This window comes from Streptosporangium vulgare (assembly GCF_042428775.1).
In the GTDB taxonomy this organism is placed as follows: Bacteria; Actinomycetota; Actinomycetes; order Streptosporangiales; family Streptosporangiaceae; genus Streptosporangium; species Streptosporangium vulgare.
In genome coordinates, this window is record NZ_JBHMBS010000011.1 from 1 (window position 1) to 14,737 (window position 14,737).

Sequence of the window (14,737 nt, forward strand, 5' to 3'; positions counted from 1 at the left end):
GTGCCACGAGCGTAGGTCCTTGCGTAGTGCGAACTTTGGTCGGTTCAGCACGGCAACCTACGCTCGTTCCCTTTTACACCGCATCTCGGACGCGACCTCACGGTTTGCACCGTGGGTGATCGAGTCATGGAGCTATCCAGACGAGAACTCATAGCCAGTTTGGAAGATTTCGGTACACGGCTTCCTGAACTGCTGCGGTGCAGGTGAGAGGCGGTCTTCCCCTGTCCGTGAGTCCCCGTGATTCCCCCTGTTCCCCAGCCGTACTGGCACGCGGGTGGCACGTCACCTACGACTCTTGATCGCTGTCTCAATACGTAGCCCAATTCCGACGGTCGCGAAGATGAGCGCTCCAAGGAGGGCGTTAGTTGTGAGCTCTTCTTCGATGATGAAGCCGAGGATGGGAACCGCTGCGCTCAGGGCAAGAGCTGCGTTCCCCCACCCATCCACTGATTCGGTGCCGTCAGTTGCCTTCCCCTGACGTGCGGCAGGGTCTTCTTGTTCACTCATGTGCTGAGCCTCCCATTGGTGTGTGAGGCCGGCAAAGGGATAGACCATGCGTACGCACGCACCTTCTCGCCGGATCTTCCCGTCTGCCTCGTCCCACCCCGGAGGGGCAACAGCTCGGAGACGGAGGGGCAAGGCCGTCTTCGCGTGTGCGTCAGCCGGTAGACGTTCCTCGGTCATGGGATGTCAACGGTCACAGACGGCCTTGATCCGGAGGAGTCGAGATGTTGGGCTTGCCTGGGACGTGGCAGGCGGGAAGATCCGGCTTCACCTTGTTATGACTTGGGAAGAGGTGGAGCTGGAGCCAGAGGTGGACACGTGGTTCGACACGCTTGATCAAGAAGGTCAGGAGACGGCGGCGTTCTATGTCGACCTGCTGGCCGAGCGGGGTGTCCTGCTTGATGAGCCCTACACCCGGCAGTTGCGCGGCAAGTTGCGTGAGTTGCGTTTTCACCTTGAGCGAGAGGCGGTGCGCGTCAGCTACTGGATCGCACCGGGCAGGCGGATCATCCTGTTGACGGTCTTCCGTAAGCAGCGGATGCGTGAGACTGCCGAAGTCGAACGTGCATGGCGAGCCATGCAGCGATGTGTTGCTGAGGCTCACACGGCAGACGAGGAGTGAGCGGAATGAGCGAGCGTAAGACGTGGGCCGACAAGCGAGAAGAAATCATGAGTCGTCCCGGTGCGGGGGCCGCGTACGAGGCGGCGCGGATCCGTTTCGAGCTTGGTGAGGCGGTACGACTGCGCCGCGAACAGCTCGGGCTGACTCAGGCCGAACTAGCCGAGCGCGCAGGGTTGAAGCAGCCCGCGGTGGCGCGGTTCGAGGCAGGTGGGACGATGCCGACGATTCCGATGCTGGAACGGCTCGCGGAGGCGTTGGAAATGCGGCTTAGCGTCCAGTTCCAGCCGTTGCGTGAAGCGAGCTGATCTGTTGAAGAGGTACTGAAGCCATCGAGTACGCAATGGCATAGGTGGTCGTTGAGGTGCCGGAAAAGATCAAAGCCCAGGTTTGAGATTCATTCCTGACCTGGGCCTTTGTGGGTGGAGCGGGTGACGGGAATCGAACCCGCGCTGTCAGCTTGGGAATCATCTGCTGATCTTGCCGCCCTGAGCTGGGGGAACGGGGGGCAGGTCAGGGATGGTCGAGTCCCCGTGAGTCCCCCTGAGTGACCGTGGTTCCCCGCCTGTTCTGGCACGCATCTGGCACGAAATCTCGATGTCGAGAGATTTCTTGACACTTTAAAGGACAGTGACCGGTTGGCTTATGGCCGTTGGCGTGTACGCGCTGCTGCCGCAAGCGGAACCACGTGCGTAGACTCGTGTTCATGACCGTTGGACATGCGCATGAGGAGCTTCACCACCTGGTGGACCGGCTTTCGCCGAACCAGGCGCGTCGTCTACTGCGCCTGGTGAAGACAGATCCAGAACTGGCCGAGGCCGCGGAGGATCAGCCGGATGAGTCCGGTCGCCGTCGTCGGTTGTCGATTGCCGGGATCGGCGCATCCGGGGAGGGCGATCTGTCGGAACGGGTCGAAGATCTGCTGGCGGAGCGATTCAATCGGTCAGTGTGAACGCCACGCTCTTGGACACCGGACCTTTGGTCGCCGTCGTTGATCGAGATGACAAGCACCACGCCTCATGCCTGCGCCTCCTGGAGGAGCTGGAGGGACCACTGCTGCTGCCTTCGACGGTCCTTATCGAAGCTGGTTGGATTATCAACAGGCATATGGGCTCCGCAGTACACGCGCAGTTCCTTGATCACGTGGTTGAAGAGTTCGAGTTGGTCGATCTGCTTCCTGCCGATGTGCGGCGCATGGCCGAGCTCGTCCGGCTCTATAAGGATGCTTGCCTCGACCCTGCTGACGCGTCCGTAGTCGCCATCGCGGAACGTCTCGGTGTTACCCAGATCGCCACGATCGATCGCCGTGACTTCACCCTGATTCGGCCTCGGCATGTGTTGGCGTTCGCATTGCTGCCTGAAGTGCTCGTCTGAGTGGATCTCAAAGCGTGGAGCGGGTGACGGGAATCGAACCCGCGCTGTCAGCTTGGGAAGTCTCTAACGCACATGGTCGCTGAGCAGGGGAGACGCCGACCTGCGGGAGAGCGGGCCGAGTGTCCGTGATTCCCCGTGGTTCCCCCTGATTTCCCTCCTGACGGGCACGCAACGGGCACGGGGTCATGCGCCAGCGTGATCGGTGAAGTCTCCACGTGCCATGGCGATGGCCTACCAGGCCGGCAAACCGCCATGCAGGCAAATCCCCCTAATCTCAACCCCATAGAGGCTTAGCTGAGGTTCCCCCCGTAGGACGGACGACAGGGCCAACTATCGCCTCAGCTAGGCCAAGAGCGCAGTTGAGGACATAGCGGCTGATCTGGGATGGCAGGCAAGATCAAAGAGTGGACGCGAGGTCAGGCCTGGTGCTCGTCTCCGCCGCGAGTTACCATCAAGTGCATATACTATTGATGGTATGTCTCAGTGGGAGATCGACCTGGAGCCGGAGGTGGAGTCTTGGCTGGACGGACTTTCCTTTCCGCTCTATCAGCGGGTCATGCGGAACGTGGACGACTACCTCGTCACCGGCGGCATCCCTGATGGGGATCACGTGAAGAAGCTGAAGGATGCCGAAGGGGTGCACGAGCTGCGTGTTGCTCTCGACCGTACGACCTGGCGGTTGACCTTCTGGAAGCCGTCCAGCAAGGTGATCGTGATCCTGACGGTTTTCCGCAAGACACAGAATGGGACGCAGGCCGCCGACCTCGACCGAGCGATCGCTGCTAAGAAGCGGTGTGAGGCAGAGCACGACCTAACCACCACGCACGTATTTGAGAGGAGCGCATGATGGGACACAGCCGTTGGGAGACCTACAAGGCGAAGCGTCTGCGCGAGATGGAGGCGGATGCGCAGCCCCACTCCGAGTACGAGCAGGCGGGCCGTGACCTGGAGCTTGGAGACCAGTTGCGTGAAATCCGTAAGCGCCGAGGCTTGTCTCAGAAGGTCGTAGCGGAGCGCTCCGGGATGTCACAGCCCGCCCTGTCTCGCATCGAGGGCGGTGGTGGCATTCCGGATATAGCGACACTGCTGCGCCTTGGGGCGGCAATGGGGGTTCGGTTCCGCGTCGAGCTCGTCGTCGACGACGACACCACTGAAATCGAGCCCCTAACAGTGCATCACCGACAGCTCACGAACGCATAAGTCGCAGGCGTAACTTCGAGGCTCAGACCGTAGGCTTCCGCTGTTCCTTCCGCGGTAGCGGTCTTCAGCCGTTAGAGGCTTGCTCGGGAGTCGCCAGCACCAGGAGAACGAGAAGGGGCCCAGCTCTAGATCACATTCTTGAGCTGGGCCTTCGAGTGTGGAGCGGGTGACGGGAATCGAACCCGCGCTGTCAGCTTGGGAAGTGCATCGATCACGCCTTGTGGGGCGGCTGAACTGGGCGTTCGGCCGGTCGTGAGTGACCGTGGTTGACCCCTCGTCACCCTGGTTAATGGCCCGCTAATGGCCCGACGGTCAAAGCTCTGGAGGGGGTGCGGTAGCGGACTCAGCAGCGATGCTGCAGGGTCACTCGACCTTTCCGAAAATCTCCTGATCACTGAGTACGGATGGGCCGAGTCGTCTCCAGTTTCCGGGCACTGGCAGGGGACAGGGTCATGGGAGTGACCCATCCCTGCCGTGTCAGGACCACTTGGGCGGGGAGAGGGGTGACCGGGTAGACCTCGACGCCCTGTGCCCAGTTCATGAGCAGTCCTTCGGTGCCGCTGGAGTCGATCAGGACGATCGAGATGGGCTGGCCGTCCTTGGCCCAGGTGTTCCAGACCGCCCACCCTTCGGGGCGGGCTTCGACGTCCAGACGGTCGCAGATCTCGCTGTAGCTCTCTTCCATGCCGACGGGAAGGGCGTCCGGCCGGAGGATGACCACTCCGGCGAGTTTCATCAGGGGAAGGTCCTCGTCGAGACATCCGTCCCCGTCGAAGTGATGGTGACGGAGTTGGCGGGCTGTTTCGATCACTGCTCGCTGAAGTGGCGTGGCCTCATCGGAGATGGTGGCAAGAGTGAGCCATCCCTCGTTGTCTGCCGCGTTGACGATCTCGCGTGCCAGGTGCTCGATGTGACGTAGGTACTCGATATCGCTGAGGTCGGTTCGGGACACCGCGACAGTGTGACATCACGGCATGAGCCTGAGCATGTGGGTTATCCGGCCGATCGGAAGATGCCGTTTTCCTGAGGTGGAGCGGGTGACGGGAATCGAACCCGCGCTGTCAGCTTGGGAATCATCTACTGACCTTGGTGGTCTGAGCTGGGAAAACGGGGGTGCAGGTCAGGGCGGGTCGAGTCCCCGTGATTCCCCGTGAGTGACCGTGGTTCCCCGCCTGTTCTGGCACGCATCTGGCACGTGATCAAGGCCGGGTCGTCGACAGGAGGAAACACGGTAGCGGTATGGATACAGGTCATTGGAGGTGGTCGCTTGCACCGGTCAGGGCATCTCGGGCGTAGTTCCTCTGTGAGAAACGCACACCAGTGGCGCGGGATGCGAAGGCGAGAGCCGCGGGGACGGCGTTTTCGGTGAAGTCATCACGGTCGAGGCCCAGTTCGTGAAGATCGGGGAGAAGATGTTCGGGGACCTCTCCGGAGCGATAGGAGTAACCGTACAAGCCGAATTCGGTGATCGGATCCCCGTCGATGAGGAGGCTGAAATCGTCGCCCTTGATGTTGGCAAACACCGTGGCCATCGTCGTGCCCGACGACAGCAACCCTGGCGCCGTGCCCCCCGACGTGCCCCATCCGTAGTCGATCAGAACTGTTCCTCCGTTGGCCGCGTAAGCTTCGACTCCGAAATCGCCGACGGTTCCAGGAACGACGTCGATTCGGTGCAGAACTTCGCGAGGGGGTAGGCCTTGCACGAAGCTGGCGCAGAGCCAGGTATCGCCAGCACCATCAGTGAACTCTTGATAGAGCCATTCGTACTCTCCTGCCGCTGCGCCGCTCATCAACATGCCTTTCCTGAAGGATTAAACCCACGATGATCTTCGCAGAGGAGACCGACAACTGTCCGCTCTGGCTGTGTTCCGTCCTTGAGCTGTCAGCTTGGGAAGTACACCGAGTACGGCAGGTGAGGCGGTTGAGCAGGGCGTTCGGCCGGTTGTGAATGACCGTGGTTGACCCCTCGTCACCCTGGTTAATGGCCCGCTAATGGCCCGGCGGGCAGCCTGGCCAATCTTTGCTCGGCGACCGTTCCGGTCAGGCGCACGACCAGCAGTAGAGCTGCTGCCCATGGTCCTTCGCGCGACGGGACAATCCGATGAGATCCTTGGCCACGGGCATCAGATACTCCAGGTCGGCTGAGCTGAAGTGTGAGAACTGCTCGCTCTTCGCCCAGCGCTCCACCACCCTCGGCAGGTGCGCGTCGTCGGCGCCGGCGAGCAGGTCACGCACATTCGTTGAGAGCTCTTCGATGCCCATGTCGCTGAGGTAGGGCGAGTCCTCAGGCAGGGCGTCCCACTCCTCGTCAGTCTGCGGGGCCGGGTCGGGATACAAGGGGTACAGGTGTACCGTGGCGACCAGTTCTGTGGACAGGTCGACGTCACCGATGAGCGCCACCAGCTCGTTTAAGGTTCCCCACGGGTCGAGCCACTTGGTCTCCTCCACGGCGTCGAACCTGGGGACGCCGTACTTGGGGTTGGCGATCACACGGGAATGCTCCGGCTGGGTGATCGCCGTCTCACGATCCGCGGCCCGGTAGTACTCATAGAAGCCCATGCGAATGATCCTGGTCCGGTACGCACAACAGGACAACTCTCATCAACGACGACGTCGTATTCCTGGCATCCTGCTTGCAAAGACGCATGCCGATCTTGCTCGACCTGCGAAGACGCAGCTCCACGCCCTGATCGCGTTCCCCGCGACTCCCGGCTGTTCTCCCTCGTTTCCCGTCCCATCGGGCACGCAACGGGCACGGCGATCATGTGGGGTCACGGGTCTGTTCTGCCGGACCTCTGTCCTACGGTGTGCGGTCACCGTATTTTTCGATGATCGAGCTGAGAGTTTGTGGGGCTGACGGCATCTCCTGCCCCAGTGGATCTGGTGAGGTGACGCCAGTGTGTACGGATCGCATCCATTCGTCGTCGACCACAGCCTGACATAGCGCTTCGGCGGTGATGAGCGTGGCGAGACCGCAACTGTTCTCCCAGGTCTCCCGACCTGCTGGGCTGGCGGCGATCCATTGCTCGACGCTGGCGAGATCAGGAACTGGGTACCAGTCCCACTCCAGCATGTCGAATTCGACCACCAGGCCGCTTTCCGTGCGATACGAGACCATCGCTGGGGCGTCATCGATCCATGTAGCGCTCAGGCAGGGGCCGTACTGCGCCAGAATGGGAAGAGCTTGATCGGTGGTGGAATCGACGCGGTAGTCCATGATGACGGTGCCCTTGCCGAGGCGCCCGATGAACATGTCGACGTCGTCTGCGAGGAAGCGCGCCGGCTGGGTGCTCTCGGGTGAGATGGCATACGCAGCCAGGACGTCGTCAATCTTGGTGGCAGAACACCACGTCAAGTTGACGACCAGCCGAGTGCGCAGGTAAAACCAGTCGCGGTAGGTTGAGTCGATCACGGACGTTCCTCTCGGCTGACAGTATCCGCTATGGGCCAGCTCAATGATCTTCGCGTATCCGCGTACCGTCCGCCACCGAACTGCGATCAGCCACGTTGCTCGGTGAGCCAGGGTGAGGAACGAACCCTGGATCGTCGATCGCCCCCAGCATGCACGGCCTCCAGCCATCCAGTGGCGATCGTAGGGCTGCATCTGTGCGGCGGCGGGGCAACCCCGGTCGGTGCGTTCGGTTGGTACGGCGGGCCGGCGTGCAGTGCCCGGCCCGGTGTCCCGCCGCCGTCCGGGACCGGCCCCCAGGCCGCACGCCCGGACGGCGGGCGGGCGTAGGGCCGGGGGTACGGCGGCGCGCCGCGCCGCCGCTTGATCCATATAAGAACAATTCGGCAGTGCGAGGAGTCTGGTATCTCGCATCCTGGGAACGAGATCATCTTGTGATGCGGGGACGGCAGGATGCCGTTGGCCTACCCCTGGAGGAGCTCACATGAAGCGTCTCGTCATCGTTTTGGCCGTGGCGGCAGTTGTTACATCTGTTGCTTATAGCGCTCAAGCCGACGCTGCCATCTCCGCTGATCCGATCAAGAGCCTGAAGCGCCAGTTTGCGGCTGGACGCGGTGTCTTGGTCTCGGAGACAACTAAGAGCACGGTCGTGGGGGTCAAGGGCTACTTCCTGACTCGAACCACCGGCAAGATCGGGTTCAGTAAATCTGAGGCTGTGAACTACGATCTGAAATCGAGATATAAGCCCAACCCTGAATTTCTGAAGACTTTGTCAGAGGCAGAGTTGGAGGACGTGGGTACTCCACTGCATGCGATTAAAGTCGGTCGGTATACGTACGTATCCGGTTTCAATTGGGGGCGGATGCCTGACGGCGTGACCTGGATCCGCTTCGGTGGTAAGGACAACAGCGGATGGGGCAGCGAAGGGCAGCGAGGCGATCAGCTTGTCGACGTCTTCAATCCTGAGATCTTGAAGAAGGTACTGGCCAAAGCGACCCTGGTCAGGCCCGGTGAGTACAGGGGCACGCTTGTTCCCAAGAAAGACCTGTACAAGGGCTGGGAGCTTCACGACGACGTGCGCAAGGTTTCCTTTAGGCTCTTCGTCAACAAGGACCAGGTGCCTGTGCGTTTGATCACGGAGTACAGCGATAGGGACCGTATGCCGAACTCCGATGGCAAACTGGTCAATCGTACTCACCGTGAAGTTGTTGACACGCGATACAGCGGTTGGGGTGCGAAGGTGGAAATCACCGCTCCGCCGCTCGACGAAGTTATCGACAAGATTGACTTGGATCATCTCAATCGAGGAGATCAGGGCGGCGGGTGGTGAGAGCTCGTTGTGCCGCCACGAAGCGCTCGTGGAATTCTTGTGCGAGGGCTTCGCGGCAGTAGCGCCGGCGGAGCACGCGGTCGAGATCTCCGGCACGGTTGACGAGGTCGGTGAGGGACTTACGGTCGATGTCGAAGGCAGCCATGCCTTGTTCGACAGCGGCGTCGAGGTTGCCGCGTCGGGCGTGGACGATGCCGAGGTCGATGTGGGCGTCGGCGACACGCATGGGAGCGTTGGATGTGCCGTCTGGTCGAGTGTGCATTTGGATCGTCTCAAGGGCGTGTTCTTCGGCGCGGTCGTTGTCCTCAAGCCAGGTGTATGCGGTGGCGGCATAGAAGACCCACTTGGCGTGGTCAAACACGAAGTGATGGTCAGGATTCCCAGGCAGGGGAAGCTTGGCGAGAGCGTCGGCTCCTCGGGTGAGAGCCTTGTCCGCTTCGCGGCGGTTGCCGATTCGGGCCAGTCCGCGGGCTTCTTGCAGAGTGAGCTGAACCTGAGCGCTGGATTGGCCGGCGACGGCCTGGCCCATGCGGGCAGAAATTACGACATCTTCATAGCGGCCCTCGACCAGGGCGAACCACGCGGACATCTCGTGTGCCCAACCCATGAGTTCACCGTGCCCGACCTGGCGGCCCATTTCATAGGCGGCGCGGCGGGCCGTCTCGGCCTCCTCGCGCTCTCCCAGGTCGTAGTGAACGCACCCGAGCAAGGCTGTCAGCCATCCAGTGATGACGAGGAGTTCCCGGTGCTGGGCGAGGGTGATGCGTCCGCCGAGTAGACCGTTGACCTGAGAGAGGCGTTTCTGGGTCCGGTCGCGCAAGGTGGCGGCCGAAACGACGGGGTAAGCGCGGCAAAGCAGGTCGACGGCCTCGGCGAGAGCTTCGAGGGTGCCGGTTCCGACGTCGGACGCCTGGAGCTGCTGGGCGAGTTCCATGGTGCCGTACAGGTCGGCTTCGGCTCGCAACGCGTCCATGGGGATGATGCTGGTGGCCTCGATGAGCTGGCCGGCTCCGCGTCTGTTCGGTCGGAATCCCAGGTCTTCGGGTTGAAGTCCGGTCAACTGAGTGATGGCGAGCCGGTACGGAGAATGGGGCCACCTGACCTCTCCGGCCTCCCAGCGCCGAATGCGCTCCTCATCGCACGCCAGGGACTCCTTGATGCCGATCAGCGTCGTATTGATCCGGTGGGCCAATTCGGCGCGCGTCAGACGGTGCTCGTTACGCCACGCCCGGAGCTGGACGTTGGGGATGTTGTCGGGCATCTAGGGCCTTCCTCCCGGCTGGGGGCTCAAGAGGGGGGATTCAGGGGGGCCGTTTGGGGGTCCTGTCCTTCTCGGATTGCCGGTGGACTTGCCATCAAGCAACACGGTACGTCAGCCCGCTTTCCGCCGCAGGGAACGCGGATCAAATTCGAGGAGATGGCGACGGTGACCCGGCCAGAGGAGACCAGCGAGACACGCCCCTGCCCCGCGTGCCGGGGACGTGGAACCAAGCTGCGCAGCTCGCGCCGTGCCCTTCTCGTCGGCGAGAGCGGTGGTGATCCCGAGACGCAGGGAGAACAGGAATGTCTCGACTGCCTCGCAACCGGCCGGGTCGAAAGGAACGTGAGATGAATCCGATCATGCAGACCGCTGCGGCCTGCCTCCAGCAGGAGCGCCAGCAGAACGAGGCGCATGCCCTCACCCGGCTGCGGAACGCGTTGCTGCGGCTCGACGTACGGGCCGAACTACGCGACAACGACAGTGCGCTGATGATTCCCCGTCCACAGGTCGGCCTACCGGTGTGGGTGTTCGTCGGCTACGGCGGCGCCTTCTACTCCTGGCAGTCGGCCGAGAAGCGCCACCCGATCAGCGACGTGGCGGGCGCTGCCCAGGTTCTGGCCGATTACGTCGGTCGATAGGCGGGCGCGGCGGGGTGGTGTCCTTTGGTGCGGAGGGCACCGAAGAGCGTTACCGCTGCCCCGTCGCGTCTGATCACGTCCCGGCAGGTAGCAGAGACGGCGTATGCGGCCCCACCCGTGTAACCGCGGCGCCCTTCTTCCCTCTCTCTGCCTGCCGGGACCTTCTCTGCTCTCGCTCCCCTTGCCTTCCGGTGACGTGACAGGCGGGGGGAGGCCAGGTTACGCTCTGACTTGGTCAAACAACCTGTCGGGTGATGGACGGTCGTAATGTCACTAGAGTCCGTGCCTCCGAAGTACGCCCAGCTTGTTCAGGCACTTCAACGGCGCATCGAGTCGGGGGACTACCCTCCGGGCTCACTCCTGCCCAGTGAGAACCAACTCATCAACGAGTTCGGCGTCTCCCGGCCCACCGTCGTCGCCGCACTGCGCGTGCTGCGCGAACAGGGCTGGATCGACTCCCAGCAGGGCAAGGGCCGCTTCGTGCGCGGTCGTCCGGCGATGACCTCGATGGAACAGCCCCGTCCCGGACAGGCATACCTGACCAGTCCGGAAAGTGCCTCCGACGGTGAGGTGGTGGAGGCTGCGGCGCTGTCCGTACCCAACCGCATCGCGGCCCTGCTGGACATCGCCCCAAAGAGCAAGGCGTTCCTGCGGCGTCGCCTGGTCAGCCGGAACGGCGAACCGACCGAGATCGTCTCGGTGTGGCTGCCGCTGGAACTGTCCGAGGGCACCGACCTGACCAGCGCTGACCTGCTGACCGAGGGACTTCGCGAGCATCTCCAGTCGCGCAAGGGGGTGCGCTTCGACCACATCGTGGAACAGATCGTCGCGCGCATGCCCACGACCGAGGAGGTCAAGCGGCTCGGCATGCCGAAGAACGTCCCGCTGCTGTGCGTCTACGCGGCGGTGCGTGATGCGACCGGTCATGCCCTAGTCGTGGCGGAGGTGCTTCTCCCGGCCGATCGGCATGAGCTGGAAGACGCCTATCCGATCGGTTAGCTCAGTCTCACCCCGCGAGCCCGCTTAGGTACTTGACCTACCAAGCGGGCTCTCTTATTCTCAAAGCACTTGATAGGTTAAGTGTCTGTCAGTTGATAAGAGGAGTGCCATCATGGCTCTGCAAGGACCCATCCCCGTCAGCTTCGCCCAGGTCTTCCCGCACGGCTGCTACGTCGTCGGGGAGGTCGAGGCGGTCAAGGACTTCGACGCCTCCACCAACGGTCGCTTCGTCCAGTCCCGCGACAAGACCACCGGAGAACTCGTCTGGCAGGTCGCGGTCATGGACGCCGACCCGACCGTCAAGCCCGGACAGAAGACCGTGGCCGTCAAGATCCTCGCCCCGGTCCAGCCCGTTCCGCCGGCCCCCATGCCGAACCTGCCTTTCACCCCGGTCGAGTTCGACCACGTCACCGCCACCCCGTACGTCAACGGCGCCGGACGCCTCGCCTACTCCATCAAGGTCCGCGAGATGCGCGCCCCGCGCACCGGTCCCGTCGCCTCCGCTCCCGCACCCGCCAAGCACACCTCCACCGCTGGAAAGGACGTCGCCTGATGACGCGTCGCAGGACTCACCACATCAGCACCATCACCCTCAACACCGGCCGTGGCGCCCGCGCCACCAACCACCCCTACCCGGCCCGGACCCCGGTCCTGGCGCTCGACTTCGGCGCCGTCTCGCTCCTGGTCACCACCTCGGCCGGCGACCTTGTGACGGCCTCCGACGTCGAGTTCGCCCGCCAGCTCGCCCACGAGGCCGACCAGTTCGCCCGCTCGGTCGAGAGCAAGTTCACCACCCCGGCCAACGAGTCCGACCAGGGCAAAGCGGCCTGACACGTAAGCGGGGCCGCTGGAACTGGCATTCCGGCGGCCCCTCGTCTCCCCAGACAGCAAATCAAGAGAGGGCTCAAGCCTATGTTCAAAAAACTGCCCGGTGACGAGGCGCAACACCTCGTCACCACGACCCCCGACACGGCTGTGGTGTTCCGCCCGGCCGTTCTCAAGACCCCTGCCATCGTCACCATCGTCATCTTCACCTGGCGGCTGCTGGCCGGTGCCGTGCGGCTGCTGTGGCGCTACCCGATCGCCTCATCCGTCGCCGTCGCTCCCGGCGCGCTGAGCTGGCTGTACGGCTGGCAGTGGGGCATCGCGCTTCTCGTCCTGGTGCCCGTCGCTCTTACAATGTGGCGGCTGGTCGATCGGGCCTCGTTCCTGCGTCTGGTGGGCTGGCGTCTGCTGGCCTGGTGGCGACGAGTGTGGATCTACCGGCGGCACTGGCAACCGGTGATGATCGTCTCCGGTCTCGGCCGTCACCTGCGGGGCCGTGACTACCTGCCCCGCCTCGTCCGCGTCACCTGCACCTCGTGGGCGGACCTGGTCACGGTGAGGATGCTCGCCGGACAGTCGGTCAAGGACTGGTCCGACCGCATCGAGAACCTGGCCCATGGATTCGGCGCCACCTCGTGCCGGGTGACCGTCGCCCGGTCGGGCCGTCTGCTGCTGGCCTTCCCTCGACGCGATCCGCTGGCCGTCCCCTTACCCGCGCTACCGATTCCCGCCGTGGCGTCGGTGGGGCCGGTCGAGATCGGCAAGCAGGAGGACGGCACCCCGTGGCGGCTCAAGGTCCACGGCACTCACGTCCTGGTCGCCGGGGCCACCGGGGCGGGCAAGGGCTCGATCATCTGGTCCACCATCCGGGGCCTGCTGCCTGCCGTCCGTTCGGGCCTGACGCAGATCTGGGCGTTGGATCCCAAGCTCATGGAACTGTCCTTCGGCCGTGACCTGTTCGACCGCTACGCCGCCGACCCGGCCACGTGCGCCGATCTACTGGAAGCCGCCGTGAAGATCATGCAGGAGCGGGCGGGCCGGTTCGCCGGAGTTCAGCGCAACCACGTCCCTACCGTCGATGACCCGTTCGTCCTGGTGGTGGTCGACGAGGTGGCGTTCCTGACTGCCTACCAGTCCGACAAGGGGCTCAAACTCCGCATTTCGGCAGCGCTGGCGACCTTGACCACGCAGGGCCGTGCGGTGGGAGTCGGCGTCCTGGCGGCGTTGCAGGACCCGCGCAAGGACGTGCTGAGCATCCGCAACCTGTTCCCCGACAAGATCGCGCTGCGGCTGGACGAGTCCGAACAAGTGGACATGGTCCTTGGTGACGGTGCTCGGGATCGGGGCGCGCTGGCCGACCTGATCTCACCTCAGCCGGACCTCGGCGCGGGCATCGCCTACACCCGACTGGAGACCTCACCCGAGCCGATGCGTGCCCGTGCCGGCTACGTCTCCGATGCCGATATCCGCGACATGGTCGCCGTGTTCACCGCTGACACGCTGCCGCTAACGGTCGAGGGGGCCTGATGAGAATCACCCTGTACGGCACCCCAGCCGAGATCGAGGGCCTGCCCTTCCGGCGGCTACGGACGTCCAACGGCTCCGACCTCGCCGAAGTGACGGTGATCGTCGATCTCGACACCGCTCGGCTCCGCAAAGACCTCTACAGCGACGCCTGCCGGATCACCGCTGACGTGGTCGACCGAGAGGAGGCCATGTGACCGACACCCCTCCTGCTCCACCGTCCACCACCCCACCGGATGGCTCCGACCGCACCTTGCCCCGCCTCGTTCGTGACACCCTGCCGTTCGCGTTGGACGTCGCGATCGAGGTCGCCAAGAACAACGGCGTCTGTATCCGCCCGATCGAGCTGCGGCGCCTCGACACCCACACCGGCACTTCCGAGTCGTTCAACATCCCCTGCGGCGCCACGCAGGAGGCCAAGTGTCCGCCGTGTGCCAACCGCAACCGCCAGCTTCGCCGGGCACAGTGCCGGGAGGGCTGGCACCTCGACCACGAACCGATCGCCGAACCTCATCCCTCCACCGAAGACCAGCGGTGGCTGATCGAGTTCCGGGCCGACGTGCAGGCCAAGCGGGACGAGGCCGAGAGGGACGGGGAGGACACCCTTGACTGGGACGAGGCGATAGCCGGGATCGATGCGGAGATCAATGCCGCTGGGATGCGGGGCAACGTCCTGGGTGGGCGGTCGGCTCCCAAGCGCTCGCGCTCGACGAGGCGGCGCCAAGATGCCCCGGACCTGCCCAAGCGGGCCAAGCAGGACACGACCCTCGGGCGGACCTTCATCGCCTCCGACGGCAAGGTCTACCGGCCGTCCCTGTTCGTCACGCTGACCCTTCCCTCATACGGACGCGTTCGCAACAGCGTGCCGGTCAACCCGAGCACGTACGACTACGCGGCGGCTGCCCGCGATGCCCTGCACTTCTCCAAGCTCGTCGACCGGTTCTTAATTGATCGCTCTCGCAGGTGTGTGGTACGTCCGGCGCGGCTCTCTCAGTCATCGTCACATGCGCGTTAATCTCCTGGTCATTGGGTGTGTGGCTCGTGCGACGGTGTC

At 63.6% G+C, this 14,737-nt stretch carries 20 protein-coding genes; 14 read left to right on the forward strand and 6 right to left on the reverse strand.

The window, feature by feature from the left end; genetic code table 11:
- Window positions 1-282: 282 nt before the first annotated feature.
- Entirely contained in the window at window positions 283-507 is a 225-nt protein-coding gene (locus tag ACFFRH_RS22810) for a hypothetical protein (RefSeq protein WP_344743126.1), read from the reverse strand.
- Between the two features lie 307 nt (window positions 508-814).
- Between ACFFRH_RS22810 and ACFFRH_RS22815 the strand changes: the two genes are divergently transcribed.
- From ACFFRH_RS22815 to ACFFRH_RS22840, 6 genes are all read left to right on the forward strand, one after another.
- Complete coding sequence (locus ACFFRH_RS22815; protein WP_386159393.1) at window positions 815-1,126, forward strand: type II toxin-antitoxin system RelE/ParE family toxin; 312 nt, start codon at window positions 815-817, stop codon at window positions 1,124-1,126.
- A 5-nt stretch (window positions 1,127-1,131) separates the two neighbouring features.
- A complete protein-coding gene (locus tag ACFFRH_RS22820) occupies window positions 1,132-1,431 on the forward strand; it encodes a helix-turn-helix domain-containing protein (protein WP_344743128.1) in 300 nt (99 codons plus the stop codon).
- A 398-nt stretch (window positions 1,432-1,829) separates the two neighbouring features.
- Window positions 1,830-2,075, forward strand: a complete 246-nt coding sequence (locus tag ACFFRH_RS22825) for a hypothetical protein (protein WP_386159395.1) — start codon at window positions 1,830-1,832, stop codon at window positions 2,073-2,075.
- Complete coding sequence (locus ACFFRH_RS22830; RefSeq protein WP_344743130.1) at window positions 2,072-2,497, forward strand: type II toxin-antitoxin system VapC family toxin; 426 nt, start codon at window positions 2,072-2,074, stop codon at window positions 2,495-2,497. Before ACFFRH_RS22825 ends, ACFFRH_RS22830 begins: the two co-directional genes overlap by 4 nt.
- A 475-nt stretch (window positions 2,498-2,972) precedes the next feature.
- The gene (locus ACFFRH_RS22835) at window positions 2,973-3,344 is read left to right on the forward strand and encodes a type II toxin-antitoxin system RelE/ParE family toxin (protein WP_344743131.1); all 372 of its coding nucleotides are present in this window, start codon (window positions 2,973-2,975) and stop codon (window positions 3,342-3,344) included.
- Window positions 3,344-3,697 (forward strand): helix-turn-helix domain-containing protein, encoded by a 354-nt coding sequence (locus tag ACFFRH_RS22840; RefSeq protein WP_012887629.1) that lies wholly within the window; start codon window positions 3,344-3,346, stop codon window positions 3,695-3,697. The genes ACFFRH_RS22835 and ACFFRH_RS22840 overlap by 1 nt, the downstream gene beginning before the upstream one ends.
- A gap of 391 nt (window positions 3,698-4,088) precedes the next feature.
- On the opposite strand, the gene ACFFRH_RS22845 is transcribed toward ACFFRH_RS22840, so the two are convergent.
- The 4 genes from ACFFRH_RS22845 to ACFFRH_RS22860 all read right to left on the reverse strand — a co-directional run bounded on the left by ACFFRH_RS22845 (window position 4,089) and on the right by ACFFRH_RS22860 (window position 7,109).
- Window positions 4,089-4,649 carry a hypothetical protein gene (locus ACFFRH_RS22845; protein WP_344743134.1) on the reverse strand — a complete coding sequence of 187 codons (561 nt, stop codon included), beginning with the start codon at window positions 4,647-4,649 and terminating at the stop codon, window positions 4,089-4,091.
- A 298-nt stretch (window positions 4,650-4,947) separates the two neighbouring features.
- Window positions 4,948-5,487, reverse strand: a complete 540-nt coding sequence (locus ACFFRH_RS22850) for a DUF6461 domain-containing protein (RefSeq protein ID WP_386159400.1) — start codon at window positions 5,485-5,487, stop codon at window positions 4,948-4,950.
- Between the two features lie 250 nt (window positions 5,488-5,737).
- A complete protein-coding gene (locus tag ACFFRH_RS22855) occupies window positions 5,738-6,256 on the reverse strand; it encodes a hypothetical protein (RefSeq protein ID WP_344743136.1) in 519 nt (172 codons plus the stop codon).
- A gap of 241 nt (window positions 6,257-6,497) precedes the next feature.
- Complete coding sequence (locus ACFFRH_RS22860) at window positions 6,498-7,109, reverse strand: hypothetical protein (RefSeq protein ID WP_386159403.1); 612 nt, start codon at window positions 7,107-7,109, stop codon at window positions 6,498-6,500.
- Window positions 7,110-7,590: 481 nt separating this feature from the next.
- On the opposite strand from ACFFRH_RS22860, the gene ACFFRH_RS22865 reads away from it, so the two are divergent.
- Window positions 7,591-8,436: a hypothetical protein gene (locus ACFFRH_RS22865; RefSeq protein ID WP_386159405.1), complete on the forward strand. Its 846-nt coding sequence runs from the start codon at window positions 7,591-7,593 to the stop codon at window positions 8,434-8,436.
- Here the strand turns inward: ACFFRH_RS22865 and ACFFRH_RS22870 are convergent.
- On the reverse strand, window positions 8,405-9,697 hold the full coding sequence (locus ACFFRH_RS22870) for an NsdA family TPR-like regulatory protein (RefSeq protein WP_386159408.1): 1,293 nt from the start codon (window positions 9,695-9,697) through the stop codon (window positions 8,405-8,407). The genes ACFFRH_RS22865 and ACFFRH_RS22870 overlap by 32 nt on opposite strands.
- A gap of 347 nt (window positions 9,698-10,044) precedes the next feature.
- Here ACFFRH_RS22870 and ACFFRH_RS22875 point away from each other — a divergent pair, with 347 nt between their 5' ends.
- The 7 genes from ACFFRH_RS22875 (at window position 10,045) to ACFFRH_RS22905 (ending at window position 14,698) form a co-directional block, all read left to right on the forward strand.
- Window positions 10,045-10,335 (forward strand): hypothetical protein, encoded by a 291-nt coding sequence (locus ACFFRH_RS22875; RefSeq protein ID WP_362678139.1) that lies wholly within the window; start codon window positions 10,045-10,047, stop codon window positions 10,333-10,335.
- 267 nt (window positions 10,336-10,602) lie between these two features.
- Entirely contained in the window at window positions 10,603-11,334 is a 732-nt protein-coding gene (locus tag ACFFRH_RS22880; protein ID WP_386159411.1) for a GntR family transcriptional regulator, read from the forward strand.
- 112 nt (window positions 11,335-11,446) lie between these two features.
- Complete coding sequence (locus ACFFRH_RS22885; protein WP_386159414.1) at window positions 11,447-11,887, forward strand: plasmid replication, integration and excision activator; 441 nt, start codon at window positions 11,447-11,449, stop codon at window positions 11,885-11,887.
- The gene (locus ACFFRH_RS22890) at window positions 11,887-12,165 is read left to right on the forward strand and encodes a hypothetical protein (protein ID WP_386159417.1); all 279 of its coding nucleotides are present in this window, start codon (window positions 11,887-11,889) and stop codon (window positions 12,163-12,165) included. Before ACFFRH_RS22885 ends, ACFFRH_RS22890 begins: the two co-directional genes overlap by 1 nt.
- An 81-nt stretch (window positions 12,166-12,246) precedes the next feature.
- Entirely contained in the window at window positions 12,247-13,686 is a 1,440-nt protein-coding gene (locus ACFFRH_RS22895) for an FtsK/SpoIIIE domain-containing protein (RefSeq protein ID WP_386159420.1), read from the forward strand.
- Window positions 13,686-13,880, forward strand: coding sequence for a hypothetical protein (locus ACFFRH_RS22900; protein WP_386159422.1), 195 nt, complete (start codon window positions 13,686-13,688; stop codon window positions 13,878-13,880). Before ACFFRH_RS22895 ends, ACFFRH_RS22900 begins: the two co-directional genes overlap by 1 nt.
- Entirely contained in the window at window positions 13,877-14,698 is an 822-nt protein-coding gene (locus tag ACFFRH_RS22905; RefSeq protein WP_386159425.1) for a replication initiator, read from the forward strand. Before ACFFRH_RS22900 ends, ACFFRH_RS22905 begins: the two co-directional genes overlap by 4 nt.
- Window positions 14,699-14,737 lie beyond the last annotated feature (39 nt).

Bases quoted from the DNA above. Each gene is read 5' to 3' on its own strand.
- ACFFRH_RS22850 (WP_386159400.1), bottom strand. From the start codon at position 5,487: ATGAGCGGCGCAGCGGCAGGAGAGTACGAATGGCTCTATCAAGAGTTC.
- ACFFRH_RS22885 (WP_386159414.1), top strand. From the start codon at position 11,447: ATGGCTCTGCAAGGACCCATCCCCGTCAGCTTCGCCCAGGTCTTCCCG.
- ACFFRH_RS22880 (WP_386159411.1), top strand. From the start codon at position 10,603: ATGTCACTAGAGTCCGTGCCTCCGAAGTACGCCCAGCTTGTTCAGGCA.
- ACFFRH_RS22810 (WP_344743126.1), bottom strand. From the start codon at position 507: ATGAGTGAACAAGAAGACCCTGCCGCACGTCAGGGGAAGGCAACTGAC.
- ACFFRH_RS22865 (WP_386159405.1), top strand. From the start codon at position 7,591: ATGAAGCGTCTCGTCATCGTTTTGGCCGTGGCGGCAGTTGTTACATCT.
- ACFFRH_RS22900 (WP_386159422.1), top strand. From the start codon at position 13,686: ATGAGAATCACCCTGTACGGCACCCCAGCCGAGATCGAGGGCCTGCCC.
- ACFFRH_RS22870 (WP_386159408.1), bottom strand. From the start codon at position 9,697: ATGCCCGACAACATCCCCAACGTCCAGCTCCGGGCGTGGCGTAACGAG.
- ACFFRH_RS22855 (WP_344743136.1), bottom strand. From the start codon at position 6,256: ATGGGCTTCTATGAGTACTACCGGGCCGCGGATCGTGAGACGGCGATC.
- ACFFRH_RS22825 (WP_386159395.1), top strand. From the start codon at position 1,830: ATGACCGTTGGACATGCGCATGAGGAGCTTCACCACCTGGTGGACCGG.
- ACFFRH_RS22895 (WP_386159420.1), top strand. From the start codon at position 12,247: ATGTTCAAAAAACTGCCCGGTGACGAGGCGCAACACCTCGTCACCACG.
- ACFFRH_RS22840 (WP_012887629.1), top strand. From the start codon at position 3,344: ATGGGACACAGCCGTTGGGAGACCTACAAGGCGAAGCGTCTGCGCGAG.
- ACFFRH_RS22890 (WP_386159417.1), top strand. From the start codon at position 11,887: ATGACGCGTCGCAGGACTCACCACATCAGCACCATCACCCTCAACACC.
- ACFFRH_RS22820 (WP_344743128.1), top strand. From the start codon at position 1,132: ATGAGCGAGCGTAAGACGTGGGCCGACAAGCGAGAAGAAATCATGAGT.
- ACFFRH_RS22875 (WP_362678139.1), top strand. From the start codon at position 10,045: ATGAATCCGATCATGCAGACCGCTGCGGCCTGCCTCCAGCAGGAGCGC.
- ACFFRH_RS22835 (WP_344743131.1), top strand. From the start codon at position 2,973: ATGTCTCAGTGGGAGATCGACCTGGAGCCGGAGGTGGAGTCTTGGCTG.